General features: G+C 61.2%; 18 protein-coding genes. 5 read left to right on the forward strand and 13 right to left on the reverse strand.

Annotated features, from left to right (window positions below; translation table 11 throughout):
* Positions 1 to 81: 81 nt before the first annotated feature.
* Together BM346_RS16510 and glnK are read right to left on the reverse strand one after the other, a co-directional pair.
* Entirely contained in the window at positions 82 to 1,347 is a 1,266-nt protein-coding gene (locus BM346_RS16510) for an ammonium transporter (RefSeq protein ID WP_092015788.1), read from the reverse strand.
* A gap of 73 nt (positions 1,348 to 1,420) precedes the next feature.
* Positions 1,421 to 1,759 (reverse strand): P-II family nitrogen regulator, encoded by a 339-nt coding sequence (gene glnK / locus BM346_RS16515; protein ID WP_004578958.1) that lies wholly within the window; start codon positions 1,757 to 1,759, stop codon positions 1,421 to 1,423.
* Positions 1,760 to 2,152: 393 nt separating this feature from the next.
* Here glnK and BM346_RS16520 point away from each other — a divergent pair, with 393 nt between their 5' ends.
* The 3 genes from BM346_RS16520 (at position 2,153) to trmB (ending at position 4,816) form a co-directional block, all read left to right on the forward strand.
* A complete protein-coding gene (locus tag BM346_RS16520) occupies positions 2,153 to 2,422 on the forward strand; it encodes an accessory factor UbiK family protein (RefSeq protein WP_092015791.1) in 270 nt (89 codons plus the stop codon).
* 80 nt (positions 2,423 to 2,502) lie between these two features.
* Positions 2,503 to 4,041 carry a YifB family Mg chelatase-like AAA ATPase gene (locus BM346_RS16525; protein ID WP_092015794.1) on the forward strand — a complete coding sequence of 513 codons (1,539 nt, stop codon included), beginning with the start codon at positions 2,503 to 2,505 and terminating at the stop codon, positions 4,039 to 4,041.
* 49 nt (positions 4,042 to 4,090) lie between these two features.
* On the forward strand, positions 4,091 to 4,816 hold the full coding sequence (trmB, locus tag BM346_RS16530) for a tRNA (guanosine(46)-N7)-methyltransferase TrmB (RefSeq protein ID WP_092015797.1): 726 nt from the start codon (positions 4,091 to 4,093) through the stop codon (positions 4,814 to 4,816).
* On the opposite strand, the gene BM346_RS16535 is transcribed toward trmB, so the two are convergent.
* From BM346_RS16535 to BM346_RS16580, 10 genes are all read right to left on the reverse strand, one after another.
* Complete coding sequence (locus BM346_RS16535) at positions 4,817 to 5,353, reverse strand: hypothetical protein (RefSeq protein ID WP_092015800.1); 537 nt, start codon at positions 5,351 to 5,353, stop codon at positions 4,817 to 4,819.
* A complete protein-coding gene (gene hemW / locus BM346_RS16540) occupies positions 5,350 to 6,486 on the reverse strand; it encodes a radical SAM family heme chaperone HemW (RefSeq protein WP_227662778.1) in 1,137 nt (378 codons plus the stop codon). Before hemW ends, BM346_RS16535 begins: the two co-directional genes overlap by 4 nt.
* 8 nt (positions 6,487 to 6,494) lie before the next feature.
* Positions 6,495 to 7,106 (reverse strand): RdgB/HAM1 family non-canonical purine NTP pyrophosphatase, encoded by a 612-nt coding sequence (gene rdgB / locus BM346_RS16545; protein WP_092015803.1) that lies wholly within the window; start codon positions 7,104 to 7,106, stop codon positions 6,495 to 6,497.
* A 14-nt stretch (positions 7,107 to 7,120) separates the two neighbouring features.
* Positions 7,121 to 7,570 (reverse strand): DUF4426 domain-containing protein, encoded by a 450-nt coding sequence (locus tag BM346_RS16550; protein ID WP_092015806.1) that lies wholly within the window; start codon positions 7,568 to 7,570, stop codon positions 7,121 to 7,123.
* Between the two features lies 1 nt (position 7,571).
* Complete coding sequence (gene metW / locus BM346_RS16555) at positions 7,572 to 8,171, reverse strand: methionine biosynthesis protein MetW (RefSeq protein ID WP_092015809.1); 600 nt, start codon at positions 8,169 to 8,171, stop codon at positions 7,572 to 7,574.
* A complete protein-coding gene (gene metX / locus BM346_RS16560; protein ID WP_092015812.1) occupies positions 8,168 to 9,316 on the reverse strand; it encodes a homoserine O-succinyltransferase MetX in 1,149 nt (382 codons plus the stop codon). The genes metW and metX overlap by 4 nt, the downstream gene beginning before the upstream one ends.
* Positions 9,317 to 9,429: 113 nt before the next feature.
* Positions 9,430 to 11,394, reverse strand: a complete 1,965-nt coding sequence (locus BM346_RS16565) for a dynamin family protein (protein WP_092015814.1) — start codon at positions 11,392 to 11,394, stop codon at positions 9,430 to 9,432.
* A 187-nt stretch (positions 11,395 to 11,581) separates the two neighbouring features.
* Complete coding sequence (locus tag BM346_RS16570; RefSeq protein WP_092015817.1) at positions 11,582 to 12,151, reverse strand: YggT family protein; 570 nt, start codon at positions 12,149 to 12,151, stop codon at positions 11,582 to 11,584.
* Between the two features lie 46 nt (positions 12,152 to 12,197).
* Positions 12,198 to 13,034 (reverse strand): pyrroline-5-carboxylate reductase, encoded by an 837-nt coding sequence (proC, locus tag BM346_RS16575; RefSeq protein ID WP_092015820.1) that lies wholly within the window; start codon positions 13,032 to 13,034, stop codon positions 12,198 to 12,200.
* A 102-nt stretch (positions 13,035 to 13,136) separates the two neighbouring features.
* Positions 13,137 to 13,859: a YggS family pyridoxal phosphate-dependent enzyme gene (locus BM346_RS16580; RefSeq protein ID WP_092015823.1), complete on the reverse strand. Its 723-nt coding sequence runs from the start codon at positions 13,857 to 13,859 to the stop codon at positions 13,137 to 13,139.
* 112 nt (positions 13,860 to 13,971) lie between these two features.
* Between BM346_RS16580 and BM346_RS16585 the strand changes: the two genes are divergently transcribed.
* Positions 13,972 to 15,006: a type IV pilus twitching motility protein PilT gene (locus BM346_RS16585; RefSeq protein ID WP_092015826.1), complete on the forward strand. Its 1,035-nt coding sequence runs from the start codon at positions 13,972 to 13,974 to the stop codon at positions 15,004 to 15,006.
* 80 nt (positions 15,007 to 15,086) lie between these two features.
* Positions 15,087 to 16,208, forward strand: a complete 1,122-nt coding sequence (locus BM346_RS16590) for a PilT/PilU family type 4a pilus ATPase (protein WP_092016086.1) — start codon at positions 15,087 to 15,089, stop codon at positions 16,206 to 16,208.
* Positions 16,209 to 16,319: 111 nt separating this feature from the next.
* Here the strand turns inward: BM346_RS16590 and BM346_RS16595 are convergent, their stop codons facing one another.
* Positions 16,320 to 16,694: a hypothetical protein gene (locus BM346_RS16595; RefSeq protein WP_092015829.1), complete on the reverse strand. Its 375-nt coding sequence runs from the start codon at positions 16,692 to 16,694 to the stop codon at positions 16,320 to 16,322.
* Between the last annotated feature and the right edge of the window lie 229 nt (positions 16,695 to 16,923).

Here is a 16,923-nt window from a genome sequence, read left to right on the forward strand (position 1 = left end):
AAGAGGGCAGCTCATCGCTGCCCTCTCTGCTGTCGGCTGTGACCGACAAGCCGCCATGGCGGACGGCTCGGGGTGCGGAAGTTACTTGCTGGAGACGAACTCCGGGTAGGCTTCCATACCACACTCGGACAGGTCCACACCTTCGTACTCTTCCTCCTCGGTCACGCGGATGCCCATGACTGCCTTGAGGATGCCCCAGACAATCAGGCTCGCCACGAACACCCAGATGAAAATGGTGAGGGCGCCGATGATCTGACCACTGAAAGTGGCACCGTCGTTGGTGATCGGTACCAGCAGAAGACCAAGAAGGCCGCAGACACCGTGAGCCGAAATCGCACCGACAGGATCGTCAATACGCAGCTTGTCCAGCGTCACGATGCTCAGGACCACAAGCACGCCGCCCAGAGCACCCCAGATGGTGGCGATCAGTGGGCTCGGGGTGGAAGGCTCGGCGGTGATGACCACGAGGCCGGCAATGGCGCCGTTGAGCAGCATGGTCAGGTCCGCCTTGCCAAACATGATGCGGGCGGTGATCAGGGCGGCGAGGGCACCGCCGGCAGCGGCTGCGTTGGTGTTCAGGAAGACCATGGCGACGGAGTGGGCGCTTGCCACGTCGCCGAGCTTGAGCACGGAACCACCGTTGAAGCCGAACCAGCCCAGCCACAGGATGAAGGTGCCCAGGGCAGCCAGCGGCATGTTGGCACCCGGGAAGGCGCGGATTTCGCCGTTGGGGCCGTATTTGCCCTTGCGGGCACCCAGAAGCAGTACGCCTGCCAGGGCAGCGGCCGCGCCGGCCATGTGAACGATGCCGGAGCCGGCGAAGTCGCTGAAGCCCAGATCACCCAGGTTGTACATGCCAAATACGTCGGCACCGCCCCAGGTCCAGGCACCTTCCATCGGATAGATGAAGCCGGTCATGAACACCGCGAATACCAGGAAGGCCCAGAGCTTCATACGCTCGGCCACGGCACCGGAGACGATGGACATGGCGGTTGCCACGAACACAACCTGGAAGAAGAAATCGGAAGCGCCCGAATAGATCGAGCCACCTTCAAAGTCGCCCCGCTCGGCGTATTCACCCAGTACACCGGCGACGTCGACCTCGCCCATGCCACTGAGGAAAATGTTACCGCCATACATAATGGCATAGCCACACACGAGGTACATGGTGCAGGCCACTGCGAACAGCGCCACGTTCTTGGTCAGGATTTCGGTGGTGTTCTTGGCGCGGACCAGTCCGGATTCCAGCATGGCAAAGCCAGCCGCCATCCACATGACTAATGCACCGCAAACGAGGAAATAAAAGGTATCTATAGCGTACTGTAAATGAAAGACATTGCTTTCCATAAGAAGCCCTCCGCACGAGGCTTAACAGGATGTTTGATTTTTTGCGTTGGCCTGACTGCTTAAGCGTCCGGAATCAGACGGCTTCTTCGCCGGTCTCTCCGGTCCGGATCCGGATCGCTTGCTCCAGTTCGGTCACGAAAATCTTGCCATCGCCGATTTTGCCGGTGTTGGCGGCCTTGGTGATCGACTCGATAACCTGGTCCAGCAGGTTGTCGCCAATAGCGACCTCCACTTTCACCTTGGGCAGGAAGTCCACCACATACTCCGCTCCACGATAGAGTTCGGTATGCCCCTTCTGGCGGCCGAAACCTTTCACTTCGGTTACGGTCACGCCCTGAACGCCAATCTCGGATAGTGCCTCACGGACATCATCCAGCTTGAAAGGCTTGATGATCGCTGTCACAAGTTTCATTGCTGTCTCCTTGGAGTTTGCCGTCCCGGTCTTTTTGCCGCCTTATGCGGTGTTACCGGGTTCGGGATGCTGCCACCTCGCACACCAATTGTGCGGATTGCGTGCAAGGTGCAAAGCATCGTGTGTGCCAACGCAAAAAAGTTATTAAATTACAGTGAATTACAATATCCGTGAACCAAAATGGTTCTGCTGGGCGCGTCATTATAGCGCAGCAGCAATCATGACGAACCAAAATGGTGCAGCCTCGGGCCCTGGTGTAATGGAACCGGTGTTCGCCGACCAGACGCTGTCAGGGTCATAGTATGGCAGGGAGTAGGCTGTGTTACACTTTTTACAGATGGGCGCCAGGCGCCGATCACGTGTCCCACCAACTGAGACCCAGCGAGGCAATCAGTGAAAAGTCCTTACGACCTGCTTGGCCAGGTCCAGCAACAGATTGGCCAGTTTGTGCCAGACATGGCCCGGGCCGCCCGGGATGACGTCGAGAACCAGGCCCGGGCTACAGTATTGTCGGTGCTGGCGAAGCTGGAGCTGGTTACCCGGGAGGAGTTCGATGCCCAGCAGGCCGTGCTTTTGCGCACCCGGGAAAAGCTGGAAACCCTCGAAAAGCGGGTCGCTGATCTGGAGCAGAAGCTGGCTGGCGACCAGAAGAACGACCAGTAGCTTTCATCACCAACTTCCGGCATGACGGTGGCACAGGCAGTACCACCACGGAACAGGAAACAACGTCAGGGAAGGCAGACATGCTCGCCACCATTCACACCCGCGCGCGGCTTGGTGTCAGTGCACCGGCCGTGACCGTTGAAGTCCACCTTTCCAGTGGGCTTCCCTCCCTATCCATTGTAGGCCTGCCGGAAACGGCGGTCAGAGAGAGCAAGGACCGGGTCCGCAGTGCGCTCCTGAACGCCGGTTTCGAATTTCCGGCCCGTCGAATCACCATCAACCTGGCACCCGCGGATCTTCCCAAGGAGGGCGGACGTTTCGATCTGGCCATTGCCCTGGGCATTCTAGTGGCTTCCGAACAGCTGCCGGGGGAATCCCTGGCACAGCTGGAATGCCTGGGTGAGCTGGCCCTGGACGGGACCATGCGACCGGTTCGCGGTGTGCTGCCGGCGGTGATGGCGGCAAGGGACGCCGGACGGAGGATCCTGGTGCCGGCCAGTAATGGCGATGAGGCCTCCCTGGCCGGCGGTGAGGACGTGCTGGCAACGGATCATCTGCTGCGGGTATGCGGTCATCTGGCCGGTACCGATACCCTGTCGCCGCTGGTGCCGAGGGAGCTGAGCTACCGTCCCGGGGACGTTCCGGATCTGGCCGATGTGCGCGGTCAGCACGTGCCCAAACGGGCTCTGGAGATCGCTGCGGCGGGGGGCCATAATCTTCTGCTGTTCGGGCCGCCCGGAACCGGCAAGAGCATGCTGGCCAGTCGCCTGCCCGGCCTGTTGCCACCTTTGACCGACCAAGACGCCCTCGAAGTGGCCAGCGTTCATTCCGTGGCCGGGCTGCCGGTGCGCTCGGACTGCTGGCGTCAGCCGCCTTACCGGTCGCCCCACCATACCGCCTCCGCCGTTGCCCTCGTGGGCGGCGGCAGCAGCCCGCGACCGGGTGAAATCTCCCTGGCCCACCGGGGAGTCCTGTTCCTCGATGAGCTGCCGGAATTCGACCGCAAGGTGCTGGAGGTGTTACGCGAGCCCATGGAATCCGGCGAGATCGTTATCTCCAGGGCCGCCAATCAGGTGACCTATCCTGCACGGTTTCAGGTTATTGCAGCCATGAATCCCTGCCCCTGTGGTTACCTCGGACATCCCACCATCGACTGTCAGTGCGCTCCGGCCCAGGTGACCCGCTACCAGTCGCGACTGTCCGGCCCCCTGCTTGACCGGTTTGACCTGCATGTGGAGGTTCCCGTGCAGGGCGGGGATGTGCTGATGCAAACCGCCGACAGGGCGGAATCGAGCGCTGAGGTCCGGCGACGGGTGGAGCGGGCCCGGGTCCTGGGGGTTGAGCGGGGAAGGGTGAACGCGGGCCTGGCCGGCAGTGCCCTTGATGAGCACTGCCGGGTAGATGAAGAGAGCACTGCCATGCTGTCGAGGGCCATGGACCGGCTGGGACTCTCGGCACGGGCGCTGCACCGTATCCTGCGAGTGGCCCGCACCATTGCGGACCTGGCCGAGGATCCACGGATCCGCCAGTCTCATCTGGTGGAAGCACTGGGTTACCGCAAGCTCGATCGACGACCTTCAAGGAGCGGCACGAACGCGCCGGTGTCTGTTAAACTGTAGGTATTTCACGATCATGAGCAGGCGCAGGCCTGTCTACAGAGGTAACGAGATGACCGACTTCGACAAGACGCTGGAGACCGGGGACGACACAAAGATTACCACCCGCCGCGGAGTGCGCAGTTTCGTGATTCGTCAGGGCCGCATGACCGATGGCCAGAAGAAGGCTTACGAACGCGGCTGGTCCCGGTACGGGCTGAGCCGCGAGCAGGGTGTCATCGATCCCCGGGAAGTCTTCGGCCGGGAGGCCTGGCTGAACCTCGAGATCGGGTTTGGCATGGGCAAGTCCCTGGCGGACATGGCAGAAGCGAGGCCGGAGCAGGATTTTATCGGGGTGGAAGTACACCAGCCCGGCGTCGGTGCCCTGTTGAAGGAAATCGAGGAAAGACAGCTGGAGAACATCCGGATTTACTCGATCGATGCCAACGATGTCATTGACCTGTGCCTGCCGGATGCCAGCCTGGATCGGGTGCTGATCTTCTTTCCCGACCCGTGGCCCAAGAAAAAGCACCATAAGCGCCGGTTGATCCAGCATGACTTTATCCAGCGAATTCGCCACAAGCTGCGGGTGGGCGGTATCCTGCACATGGCAACGGACTGGGAGAATTACGCGGAACACATGCTGGAAGTGATGGCTGAGTCCGAAGGTTTCGTCAACAGCCGGGAGGAAGGAGGCTATTCACCCCGGCCCGAGGACCGCCCTGTCACCAAATTCGAGAAGCGCGGTGAGAACCTGGGACACGGGGTCTGGGACCTGGTGTTCCGTCGCACGAACTGATCAGGCCTCGGAATGGTGCATCGGGTGGCGTCGGGCCGCCCGAATGACGATCAGTCCGGCGATTCCCAACAGCAGCGTGGTGTAGCTGACCAGGGCCAGCAGGGTGGCGCTCAGGCTGAGGCGGTCGGAAGGGGCCTCCAGGTTTCCCAGCAGTATGATGTTCTCCACAATGTGGGCAAGGCCTGCCGTCACGAACAGGGCCCGGACCCAGCGGCCGGTTTTCCGTTCGCGAATGCCTGGCCGGTCCCGCAGCAGATGCCGGGTGAGCATCAGTAGAAAGAGAGTATAGACCGCCGCAAACAGAAAACCGCTCCACAGTGATGCATAGGCGTACCACAGTCCGGGGCGGGTCCAGCTCTGGAGGATTGCAGCGGCGCTCTCCCCGGTGGTGGCCAGTTGGAAGCTGAGCATGCCCTGGGGCGCAATGGGTGTCTGCAGGGGTTGGTTGAGGCCGAGCTGGACCGCCAATAACGCGGCGGCGGTGCCTCCAAGCAAGCCAATGTTGGCCGGAACGGCCTTCCTGATAACGTCGTTCATGACAGAAACCGCTCCAGCACACTGTTCAGGTACCGTTGGCCCAGTGGCGTTGCCTGCAATCGCCCGGGCTCCAGCAGACCCTCTTTCCTTAATCCCTCAAGTATTGCAGCAATGGATGTCAGAGGTAAACCCGTGCGGGCCTCGAACATCGATTCTTCGACGCCCCTTTTCAGCCGCAGGGCGTTCATCATGAATTCCAGACCCCGCTCCTCCCGCTCAATGGGCTGGGTGCCGGCGGTCCGGCTGCCAATGCGTTTCAGGTAGGCGTCAGGCTGGCGGGTTTTCCAGTAACGCAGAATGTCGCCGTTTGCCAGGGACGCCTTGCCATGACCGCCGGCACCTATGGCCAGGTAGTCACCAAAGGTCCAGTAGTTGAGGTTGTGGCGGGACTCCATGCCCGGCCGGCTCCAGGCGGAAATCTCGTAAGCACTGAAGCCGGCGCTGTTAAGGGTATCGCTGCCTGCCTGCCAGATGTCCCACAGGGCCTCGTCCTCCGGCAACTCCGGTGGTCGGCTGTAGAACTCGGTATTGGGTTCCAGGGTAAGCTGGTACCAGGACAAGTGGGGTGTACGCCACGTTATCGCCGCCTGGAGATCCGCTATCGCCTGATCCGTAGTCTGCCCTGGCAGCCCGTGCATAAGGTCCAGGTTGAGATTGTCGAAACCGGCATGGTAGGCCGCCTCGATGGCCCGGTGGGCGTCCTGCTCGTTGTGAATGCGCCCGAGGCGGGCCAGTTGCGCCGGATCGAAACTCTGGATGCCGAGGGACAGCCGATTGATACCGGCCTCCCGGTAACCGGAAAAACGGCCCTGCTCGATGGTTCCCGGGTTGGCTTCAAGGGTGATTTCAGCCCCTGCGGTGAAACCCAGCCGCTGCTCCAGGCGCCGGAACAGCTGCTGGTAAAAGCCTGCCGACATCAGCGACGGGGTGCCACCGCCGATAAAGACACTGGTGACGGGCCGCTCACGAACCAGGTCCAGGTCGTGGTCCAGGTCCTCAAGCAGGGCGTCCAGATACGCCTTTTCCGGTAGATCGCCCTGAAAGGTGTGGGAGTTGAAATCGCAGTAGGGACACTTGCGCACGCACCAGGGTACGTGAATGTAGAGGCCCAGAGGGGGGCGGGGCGTGTCCACGGGAACTCTCACCCACTCCCCGGCGCAGAGGAGCGGAGCTGTTCCAGCAACAGTCGCAGGGCGCGGCCCCGGTGACTGACGCCGGCTTTCTCTTGCCGGGACAGCTGGGCGGCACTGAGGCCGAATTCCGGTGCCAGAAACACCGGATCGTAGCCGAAACCGCCTTCACCCCGGGGCTCGCGAAGTATCCGCCCTGGCCAGCGGCCATGGCAGATCACGGGCGTCGGGTCATCGGCGTGGCGCAAGTAGACCAGAACGCAGTGAAACTGGGCGCTGCGTTGCTCGTCGGGCACATTTTCCAGGGCTTTGAGAAGAGCGCTTACGTTGTCTGCATCCGATGCGCCTTCACCGGCATAGCGGGCTGAACGAACGCCGGGAGCGCCCCCAAGGGCATCCACGGCTATACCCGAATCATCCGCGAGGGCTGCCATTCCGGTCTGGCGGGAGGCATGGCGGGCCTTGAGGATGGCGTTCTCGACAAACGTGACCGCTGGCTCCTCCGCCTCGCTCACGCCCAGTTCGCCCTGGGCCACGGGTTCCAGTCCGAACGGCGTCAGAAGTTCCGTCAACTCCTTCAGTTTGCCCTGGTTGTTGCTGGCCAGGACCAGTCGTTCAGGCACGGGGCTGCGTCCGGTCAGTCATTGAACAGTTCCTGTGAAAAGCGAACATTCAGGTCCTGGTTGTGTCCGGTGGGGCGGGCGGTGATCTCGAAAACCATCGTTTCACCGGCACTGTACTGGTACTGAGCCAGGAAATAGACATCATCCCCCTCCTGTACTCGCCTGAAAGCCAGATAGGTGGGCTGCTGTAAAGAGTTGAGGGCCTTGCCCTCCACCTGCCCCGGAACCGTCCTGAGACCGCTTTCCTCAGTCTCCTCCATAATGGCGATGTTGACGATGCCGAGGCCGCGGCTGCGCTTCAGATTGTTGGCCTTGGCCACTTCCGGGGTCAGGAAGGTGCTGGGAAACACGTTGTAGTGAACCTGGTAGTCGCCGAAGTCGACGCTTTTGTTATCCGCCAGGGCGGGTGTGGCCAGCCAGGCGGCTGCCAGTAGCAGGACGGAAAATAGAGATGCTCGCTTCATGTCAGTCTCCCCTGGTAATACGATAGATGGCGATCTGACCCAGCATGTTGGGCCAGAGCCGGCTCAGCCATCGGTCCTGGTGTTCGCCGTCCACCACCATGCGATTACAGATCCGGAAATTCTTCTGGTGACACAGTGCTTCGAAATCCCTGAATGTGCACAGGTGAATGTTAGGCGTGTTGTACCATTTATGGGGCAGGGTTTCCGACTCGGGCATCCTCCCCTGCCACATCAGGTACCAGCGTAGTCGCCAGTATGCGAAGTTGGGAAAGGTGACGATGCCCTCCCGTCCCAGTCGCATCATTTCATCCAGCACGATATCCGGGCGTCTGACGGCCTGCAGGGCCTGGGTCATCAATACTGTGTCAAAGCTGTCATCATCAAAGTTTGAAAGTCCCTGGGTGTCAAGATTCTGCTCGATAACGGCCACGCCCTTGGTCATGCACTCGGTGATATGATCCGGGTTGATTTCCAGGCCGTAGCCGGTGATTTGCCGCTCCCTCTGGAGATAGTCCAGCAGGGTGCCGTCACCGCAGCCAAGATCCAGGACATGGCCGCCCGGAGCAATCCACTGCTGGATGATTTCGAGGTCTGCTCTCATGCTCCCACCTCCCGCGCGACCCTGCCCATATAGGCCGAAAACACCGCGCTGTACCGGGGCGTCGGGATCAGGAAGGCATCGTGGCCCCAGGGCGCGTCGATCTCCGCGTAGCTGACCTTGCGCCGGGCCGCCATCATGGCGTTGACCAGTTCCTCCGAACGGGCGGGGGTAAAGCGCCAGTCGGTGCTGAAGGAAACCACCAGGAATTCGCAGTGGGCCTTTTCAAGGGCTTTTACCAGATCGTTACCGGACTCGTAGGCCGGGTCGAAGTAGTCCAGCGCGCGCGTCATGAGCAGGTAGGTATTGGCGTCAAAGGTTTCGGAAAAGCGTTCACCCTGATAGCGCAGATAGCTTTCCACCTGGAATTCGGCATCGTAGCCGAACTGGTAGGCCTGATCCCGAAGTTCCCGGCCAAATTTCTCGCCCATGGAGGCATCCGAAAGATAGGTGATGTGTCCCACCATCCGGGCCAGCATGAGGCCGCTTCTGGGCACGGTGTTATGCTCGTAATAGCGGCCCTGGTGAAAATCGATGTCGGAAGTGATGGCGCGTCGTGCCACCTCGTTGAAGGCAATGTTCTGGGCGGTCAGGCGGGGGGTGGAGGCGATCACCACCGCATGCCTGATTCGGTCGGGATAGCTGATGCTCCACTGAAGTGCCTGCATGCCTCCCAGGGAACCGCCCACCACGGCAGCCCAGCGCTCGATACCCAGTCGGTTGGCCAGCGCGGCCTGGCTGTTGACCCAGTCCAGTACCGTGACAACCGGGAAGTCAGGGCCATATAGTTCGCCGGTTTCAGGATTCAGAGTGTTGGGTCCGGTGCTGCCGTGGCAGCCTCCCAGGTTGTTGAGGCTGACCACAAAAAAACGGTTGGTGTCGATGGGCTTGCCGGGGCCGATGCAGGTATCCCACCAGCCCGGCTTGCGGTCTTCCATGGTGTGGTACCCTGCGGCATGGTGGTGGCCGCTGAGGGCATGACAGATGAGCACCGCGTTGGTGCGGTCGCTGTTGAGGGTGCCATAGGTTTCCACCACCAGGTCCCAGCTGTTCAGGGTCTGGCCGCACGCGAGCGCCAACGGCTCGTCAAAGTGCAGGGTTTCCGGGGTAACCAGGCCCACTGAGTCCGAAGGAAGGGTGTCGGGCATTGACGCGGCAAAATCCTTGAGTGGTCATCATCATGCGTGTCACCAGCGCCCGTCGAGCGCTGGTACAAACCCAGCAGTTTAAAGGCGGCCTCGGGCCGCTGCAACCGCGTCGTTCAGGCGATGCCGGAAATGTTCACCACTTTCTGCTGGCTCAGGGTCGGAGCGGGCCTGCGGATCTGCCGCTGCATGGTGTCCGCCAGTTCCAGCTGGCGGCGCAGGTCGCTGATGGTGTTGATCAGGCGCTCTTTCTCGACCTTGGAGTCTCGATCGTTGCGAACCATGTCGCGGATACGCCGTACCTGGTGCTCCAGCAGCTGTTTCTGCTCCATGGAGTACTGCATGATGGGTAGCAGGGCCTCACCGGGCCAGCGCTCCACGTCCCGGCGCACCCGCTCGTGAAGCGTCCGGGCCTCGGTGACCATGACCTGGAAGAAACGGCGGATCAGCTGATTCTGTTCCCGGAGCAGGTTGCCGGGAGCCCGACGGAAGCGGGTGGCCCGTTTCCTCAGTTCCCGCACCGCGATCACGTGGCGTCCGGCCCGAAGGGGGATGGGCTCCAGGTGCCGGGCCCGGGTGTCCTGGTTATAGCGCCGGTAGATCGCTTCCACCATGCGTTCGGCGAGTCTGCCCTCGGCCAGCAGGTTCTGAAGGTCGCTTTCCAGCAACTCGAAGAAATGGTCCATGGCCTTGCTCATGCCAGCGGAAGTCCAGCTCTTCGCCATCATCTGGCGGACGGTTTCGGCATGGGTCTCGAAGCGGGCTTCGCTCACCATGTCCGTCAGGATGTCGCCCTGGGACTGCATGAGACGTCGGCTTGATCGCAGAGTGATGAGCTTGCGATAGTAGAAGTCGTAGTCATTCTGGGCCCGGTCCGCAAGCCGCCTCAGGGCCTCACGGTCAACAGAGGTGCCTGTTCGTGCCCCCAGTTCCTCCTCCAGGTTCTCAAGGCGTGCCTGCATGGCAGCCTGGCTGTTCTGAAGCATGCCCAGAAGATCGTTGATCAGGCTCTGGGTAATCAGCTCCTCTTTGTGCTTGAGGATGCGTCCCACCAGGAGCCTTTCCAGATTGGGCAGTTCGCTGCGGGTCAGCAGTGCATCGTTGCCCTTCGCCTTGGCGGTAAGCCCCTGCTTGGCGGAGACCGGAATGACATCCTCGTCTTTGAGGCCCAGCTGGTTGGCGGTGTAGTGACAGACCCGGTCGATACTGTTCCGGACCTCCTCCGGCGCGCGGAGTTCGTCCCACAAGGTGTCGATCTTGTTGAGCACCGCGAAGCGGCCGGCGCGGTGATCCGCGTCGTCGGTATCAATGTGCTCTTTCCAGATGGTCATATCGCTGGCGGTCACGCCGGTGTCCGCGCTCAGCAGGAACAGGATGGCGTGGGCCGCCGGCAGCAGGCTGACGGTGAGTTCCGGCTCCGAGCCCAGGGCGTTCAGGCCGGGCGTGTCGAGGATCCGCAGACCCCGTTCGAACAGCGGGTGGCGAATGCTGATGCGGGCACTGCGCCAGGACGGGATCAGGACCTGGCCGGGGTTGTCGCGGTCCGCCTCCAGCATGCTCTCGCTGAAGCCCAGTTTGCGGGCCTGCTGGTGACTGACACTGCGGACCCTGGCCACTTCCGCCAGCACGGCGCGCATGGCGTCGGGATCCTTTTCGTCCAGTTCATAGCGGATCCACAGCTCCGGGCGCTTGCGCAGCTGCTGCAGGGAGAGGTCTCCCTCGCGGGTATCGATGGGCAGCAGCTGCAGGTAGTTGCTGCCGGAGGTCCGGTCGAAGTAGAGCTCGGTGGGGCACATTGTGGTGCGCCCGGCTTCGGAGGGCAGCAGGCGTTGGCCGTACTCGGAAAAGAACAGGGCGTTGATCAGTTCGGTCTTGCCCCGGGAGTACTCACCCACGAAGGCAATGGTGAGCTCATCGTCGATCAGAAGTTCAACGCCGCGGCGAATACGCTCACTGACATCGTCGGAGTACAGGTCGTTGTCCTGCAGCCAGAGCCGGTAACGGCTGATCTGCCGGATGAGTTCCTTCTTCCACTGATGGTAGGCTTCAACCTGGTGCGCCAGGATCGCTGGTCCGTTCATTGTGCTGGCCCTGTCAGCTCGGCGGGCGTGTCTGAAACGCCGTCGGATGAAATTCCGGGGCACGGGGCCCTAGATTACAATTTAACAAGGTAAGGGTATGTCGGTTCTGTTGTCAGGTCTGTTAAGCGAGTCACAACAGTGCCAGAACGGAGCCAGGGCGGCCCGTTCCGGCTGGCCGGTCAGTGGCTCAGAAAGGCAGGCCGGCGGCACGTCCGAGGTGGTCCACCATCACCAGCAGGACGTTCAGGATAAGGAATACCACAATGGGGGACAGGTCGAGGCCTCCCAGAGGCGGCACCAGGTTGCGCACCGGGCGCATGACCGGCTCCGTCAGTTCGGCGACCAGGCCAATGGCAGGGTGGTTGCTCTGGGGGGCCACCCAGCTGACCACGACCACGGCAATCACTGACCAGAAATAGATACGGATGATGAGTTCCAGCACCAGGATGATGGACCAGCTCAACAGGTAGACCGGGTTGAGGCCGGAAAGGCTGTAACCGCCGGCAAGAAAGATCAGTACCAGCGCCAGGGCCTGTACAAGAATCGCCAGCACCAGCGAGGCGCCATCAATGCCGCCCCAGCCCGGAATGACCTTTCGAAGTGGGCGCAGCGGCGGGTTGGTGGCCTTGACCACGAACTGGGTAATGGGGTTGTAGAAGTCCGCCCGGGCAACCTGCAGCAGAAACCGCAGCAGCACCACGGTGAGATAGAACATGGAAACTATCTGGAGGATGGTTATGGCGATGTCGGCCAGCATCTTGGTCTTGTCTCCGTAAAATGAGTGTCTGTCTGCAAACGGTGGGTTACTGGTTGGCTTGCGCCATTTCCGTGGCCATTTCCTTTGATCGTTTCATGGCGGACTGGTAGGCCTTTTCCACCAGCGGCCGCAGGCCGCCCTCCTCGAAGGTATGGATGGCCTGCTCGGTGGTGCCACCCGGTGACATCACGTTGCGCTTGAGCTGGGCGGGGTCGTGCTCGCTGCGGGCGGCCATTTCAGCCGCGCCGGCCATGGTCTGGATCGCCAGCTGGCGGGCGGTTCGGGGATCGATTCCCGCCTCGCTGGCTGCTCCTTCGAGGGCCTCCAGCATCAGGAAGAAGTAGGCGGGACCGCTGCCGGACAGGGCCGTCACTCCGTGGATCTGTTCCTCGTCCTCGAGCCAGAGCGCAAGACCGATGCTGCTGAAAATCGACTCGACGGTTTTTTTCTGGGCATCGCTGACGCCGTCGTTGGCGTAAAGGCCGGCCGCGCCCCTGCCCACCAGGGAGGGGGTGTTGGGCATGACCCGCACCAGCGGCAACCCGCCTCCAAGCCAGTTGTCCAGCGTGTCAGCGGTAAGTCCTGCGGCGATGGAGACCACCAGCGGCCGGGTATTCTGGACCATTGGTGCAATGTCTCCGCAGACCTCAGCCATGATCTGGGGTTTGACGGCGAGGATGATTACATCGGATTGTTCCGCACAGTAGCGGTTATCGGTGGTCACGCTGACCCCGAACTTGCGGCGCATGGTCTGGAGGTGGTCATCGTCCGGGGCACTGACCCAGATATTGGCGGCGCGGAACCCGCTGTCCAGCATGCCGCCGATGATGGCGGTAGCCATGTTGCCGGCGCCGATGAATCCTATGGTCGGTGATGTGCTCACAGTTCACTCCGCAATACAAAGGGTTGATGGCAAATCATATCAGTAATCACGGTGGCTTACCCACTCCCCTCTGGACTGCCGGGCTCCGGCAGGGCTGGGCAGTCAGCCCCCGGAGGGCTGGTTCCGCGAGCCGGCTCTTGCACCGAACAGCGCAGTGCCAACCCGCACCCAGGTCGACCCTTCCGCAATGGCCAGTTCCAGATCACCGGACATCCCCATGGACAGGGTGTCCAGCGGTCCTTCCGCGTCCGGCTGCCGCCGAAGTGCCTCAAGCGCACTGGCGAGGGCCTGGAAGCTGGTCCGCAGGTCCGCTTCCGGCTGATCCGGATCCGGTATGGCCATCAGGCCTCGCAGCGCCAGGTTGGGCAGTTCAGAGACGGTGCTGGCAAGTTCCGGCAGGTCCCGCAGGTTGCAGCCGGATTTGCTGTCCTCCTCATCGACATTAACCTGCAGGCAAATATTCAGGGGTGGCAGGTGATCCGGCCTCTGCTCGCTGAGCCTGCGGGCCACCTTGGCCCGGTCCACGCTGTGAACCCACTGGAAATTTTCCGCGATGGGTCGGGTCTTGTTGGACTGGATGGGACCGATGAAATGCCAGTCCACATCACCCAGGTCCTCCAGTGCGGCCATCTTGTCGAGGGCCTCCTGAAGATAGTTTTCACCGAAGTCGCGTTGTCCCGCCCCGTAGGCTTCGCGGAGGTCTTCCGGTGGCCGGGTCTTGCTGACTGCGAGCAAGCGCACACTACCGTCATTCCGGCCTGCTGCCTTTGTTGCTTTTTGTATGCGTCTGGTTACGCTCCGGATGTTGTCTGCTATGCTGCTCATGGTATTTTTCTGACTGCCCCTGGGTATGCTGTGAACCGGAACACGTTAACCCCGGCTCCCCGAAAAACCAAGCGGGGCAGGGCATAAAAGAAAGGCCTTCCCGAGGAATTCTATGGATATTACTGAACTTCTGGCCTTCTCGGCTAAACAGGGTGCGTCTGACCTGCACCTGTCCGCCGGGCTGCCGCCGATGATTCGTGTCGATGGCGATGTCCGCCGGATCAACCTTCCCCCGATGGAACATAAAGAAGTCCACGGACTGATCTATGACATCATGAACGACAAGCAGCGGAAGGATTACGAGGAGTTCTTCGAGACCGATTTTTCCTTCGAAGTACCCGGTGTTGCCCGTTTCCGGGTCAACGCATTCAACCAGAACCGGGGCGCCGGTGCCGTCTTCCGGACAATCCCCTCCAAGGTGCTGACCATGGAGGACCTGGGGATGGGCCAGGTGTTCAAGGATATCTCCTCGGTGCCCCGCGGCCTGGTGCTGGTCACCGGTCCCACCGGTTCCGGTAAGTCCACAACCCTGGCGGCCATGATCGACTACATCAATGACAGCCGCTACGAGCATGTGCTGACCATTGAGGACCCCATCGAATTCGTACACGAATCCAAGAAGTGCCTGGTGAATCAGCGGGAAGTGCACCGTGACACCCTGGGCTTCAACGAAGCCCTGCGTTCGGCACTGCGGGAGGACCCGGACATCATTCTGGTGGGCGAGCTCCGGGACCTGGAAACCATCCGCCTGGCGCTGACCGCCGCTGAAACCGGTCACCTGGTGTTCGGCACCCTGCACACAACCTCCGCCGCCAAGACCATTGACCGGGTGGTGGACGTGTTCCCGGCGGAGGAAAAGTCCATGGTGCGCTCGATGCTTTCAGAGTCCCTGCAGGCGGTTGTGTCCCAGACACTGATGAAAAAAATGGGTGGTGGCCGGATTGCGGCCCACGAAATCATGATCGGTACCGCAGCAATCCGTAACCTGATCCGCGAGGATAAGGTGGCCCAGATGTATTCCGCCATCCAGACCGGCGGCTCGCTGGGTATGCAGACCCTGGATCAGTGCCTGCAGCGCCTGCTGCAGAAAGGTCTGATCAGCCGCGAGGCGGCCCGGACCAAGGCGAAGATTCCGGACAATTTCTGATAACGGGGCCGGGGCCGCCGCCAAGGCGATTTCACGGTCGGGGCTATGCCCTTCAAGCGAACGTAATGCTGGACAGAACCATGGAATTCGAAAAACTGCTGCGATTGATGGTTGAAAAAGGTGGCTCGGACCTGTTCATAACCGCCGGTGTGCCACCGAGCATGAAGGTACATGGCAAGGTTCTGCCCGTAACCAAGAATGCGCTGACACCGGAACAGACCAGGGAGCTGGTCTATGGTGCCATGAACTCGAAGCAGCAGGCAGAGTTTGACGACAGCCACGAGTGCAACTTTGCCATCAGCGCCCGGGGCATTGGCCGTTTCCGGGTCAGTGCCTTCTTCCAGCGCAATCTCTGTGGCATGGTGCTGCGGCGGATCGAGACCAAGATCCCCCAGATCGACGATCTTGGCCTGCCGGAGATCATCAAGGACCTGGCCATGACCAAGCGGGGCCTGATCATCTTCGTGGGTGCGACCGGTACCGGTAAGTCCACCTCCCTGGCCTCCATGCTGGGGCACCGGAATCGCAACAGCCGGGGCCATATCATCTCCATCGAGGACCCTATTGAATTCGTTCACCAGCACCAGGGTTGCATCGTGACCCAGCGGGAAGTCGGTATCGATACGGAAAACTTCGAGACAGCCCTCAAGAACACCCTGCGTCAGGCTCCGGACGTGATCCTGATCGGTGAGGTTCGAAGCCGGGACACCATGCAGTACGCGGTGCAGTTCGCCGAAACCGGCCACCTGTGCCTGGCCACCCTGCACGCCAACAACGCCAACCAGGCCCTGGACCGGATCATCCAGTTCTTCAATCCGGACCAGCATAACCAGACCTGGATGGACCTCTCCCTCAACCTCAAGGCCATTGTCGCCCAGCAACTGATTCCGACGCCCGATGGCAAGGGCCGGCGCGCGGTTATCGAGGTCTTGATCAATACGCCTCTGGTAGCCGACCTGATCCGCAAGGGAGAGGTGCACAAGCTCAAGGAGCTTATGTCCAAGTCCACGGAATCGGGCATGCAGACGTTCGATCAGGCGCTTTATCAGTTGTACGCTGAAGGGGCGATTACCTACGAAGATGCACTGGCGCACGCCGATTCAGCGAACGACCTGCGACTGATGATCAAGCTTGGCACTGACGCGCAGGGAGCCGACAAGTTGTCGTCCAGCGTCGACAAGCTGTCGATACAGGGCGATTGAGACAGTAGTGCCCCCGGCGCGGCGCGGAATAGGGGCAGTCGTGACTGGCTCGGCACCCGGGGCGCTGCCCGGCAGTTCACCAGGGCGTTCCGGGACTCGAGGGCGTGGACACTAGCCGACTACCTGTCCCCGGTAAATGACTTTCGTTTTCCGCGCCGGCCCCGAACCCCCGGGGGCCTCCTCGTCGGGTTGCCCGTTACCATCCTTTGAATCCGTCAAGGCCCGGCCCCGGTACTTCCGGTCAGCGGAGTCCTGCTTCTCCATGGTACCGAGGTCAGGCACCTGTTCCTTCAGTGCCGTCCAGGCGCGAGAAAGGTGCTCAGACCGGGATTGTTCCGCGTAACTGGCCAGTCGCTGTTCCAGGTGCTCTTCCGTCAGGTGAAGTCTCACGCCAAATTCCGACTGGATCAGTCGACGACACTGATGGACGAGCTTCAGAAGCTTGGGGTCAAATAACCAGCTGCGTTCAGAGGCCATTGTTGCCATGGATGTCTACCTCTTGGCGAATGTCGATACCAAAGACACCTCCGCCTCGTGGCGTCCGTTCGCAGGAGGAGTGTCGACAAAGGTTTCTGTAGCGAAAACCGTGCCGTTTCATGGGCGCGGGGAAATGCTTCAAAAACCTTCCGGAAAACAGAGGCATAGAATATTACGGCGCAGTCCGGGAACAGAGGCGATGGCCGCCCATGCCTCATTTTCCGGCACCTGCACCAAA

This window comes from Marinobacter daqiaonensis, assembly GCF_900115285.1.
Classification (GTDB): Bacteria; Pseudomonadota; Gammaproteobacteria; order Pseudomonadales; family Oleiphilaceae; genus Marinobacter; species Marinobacter daqiaonensis.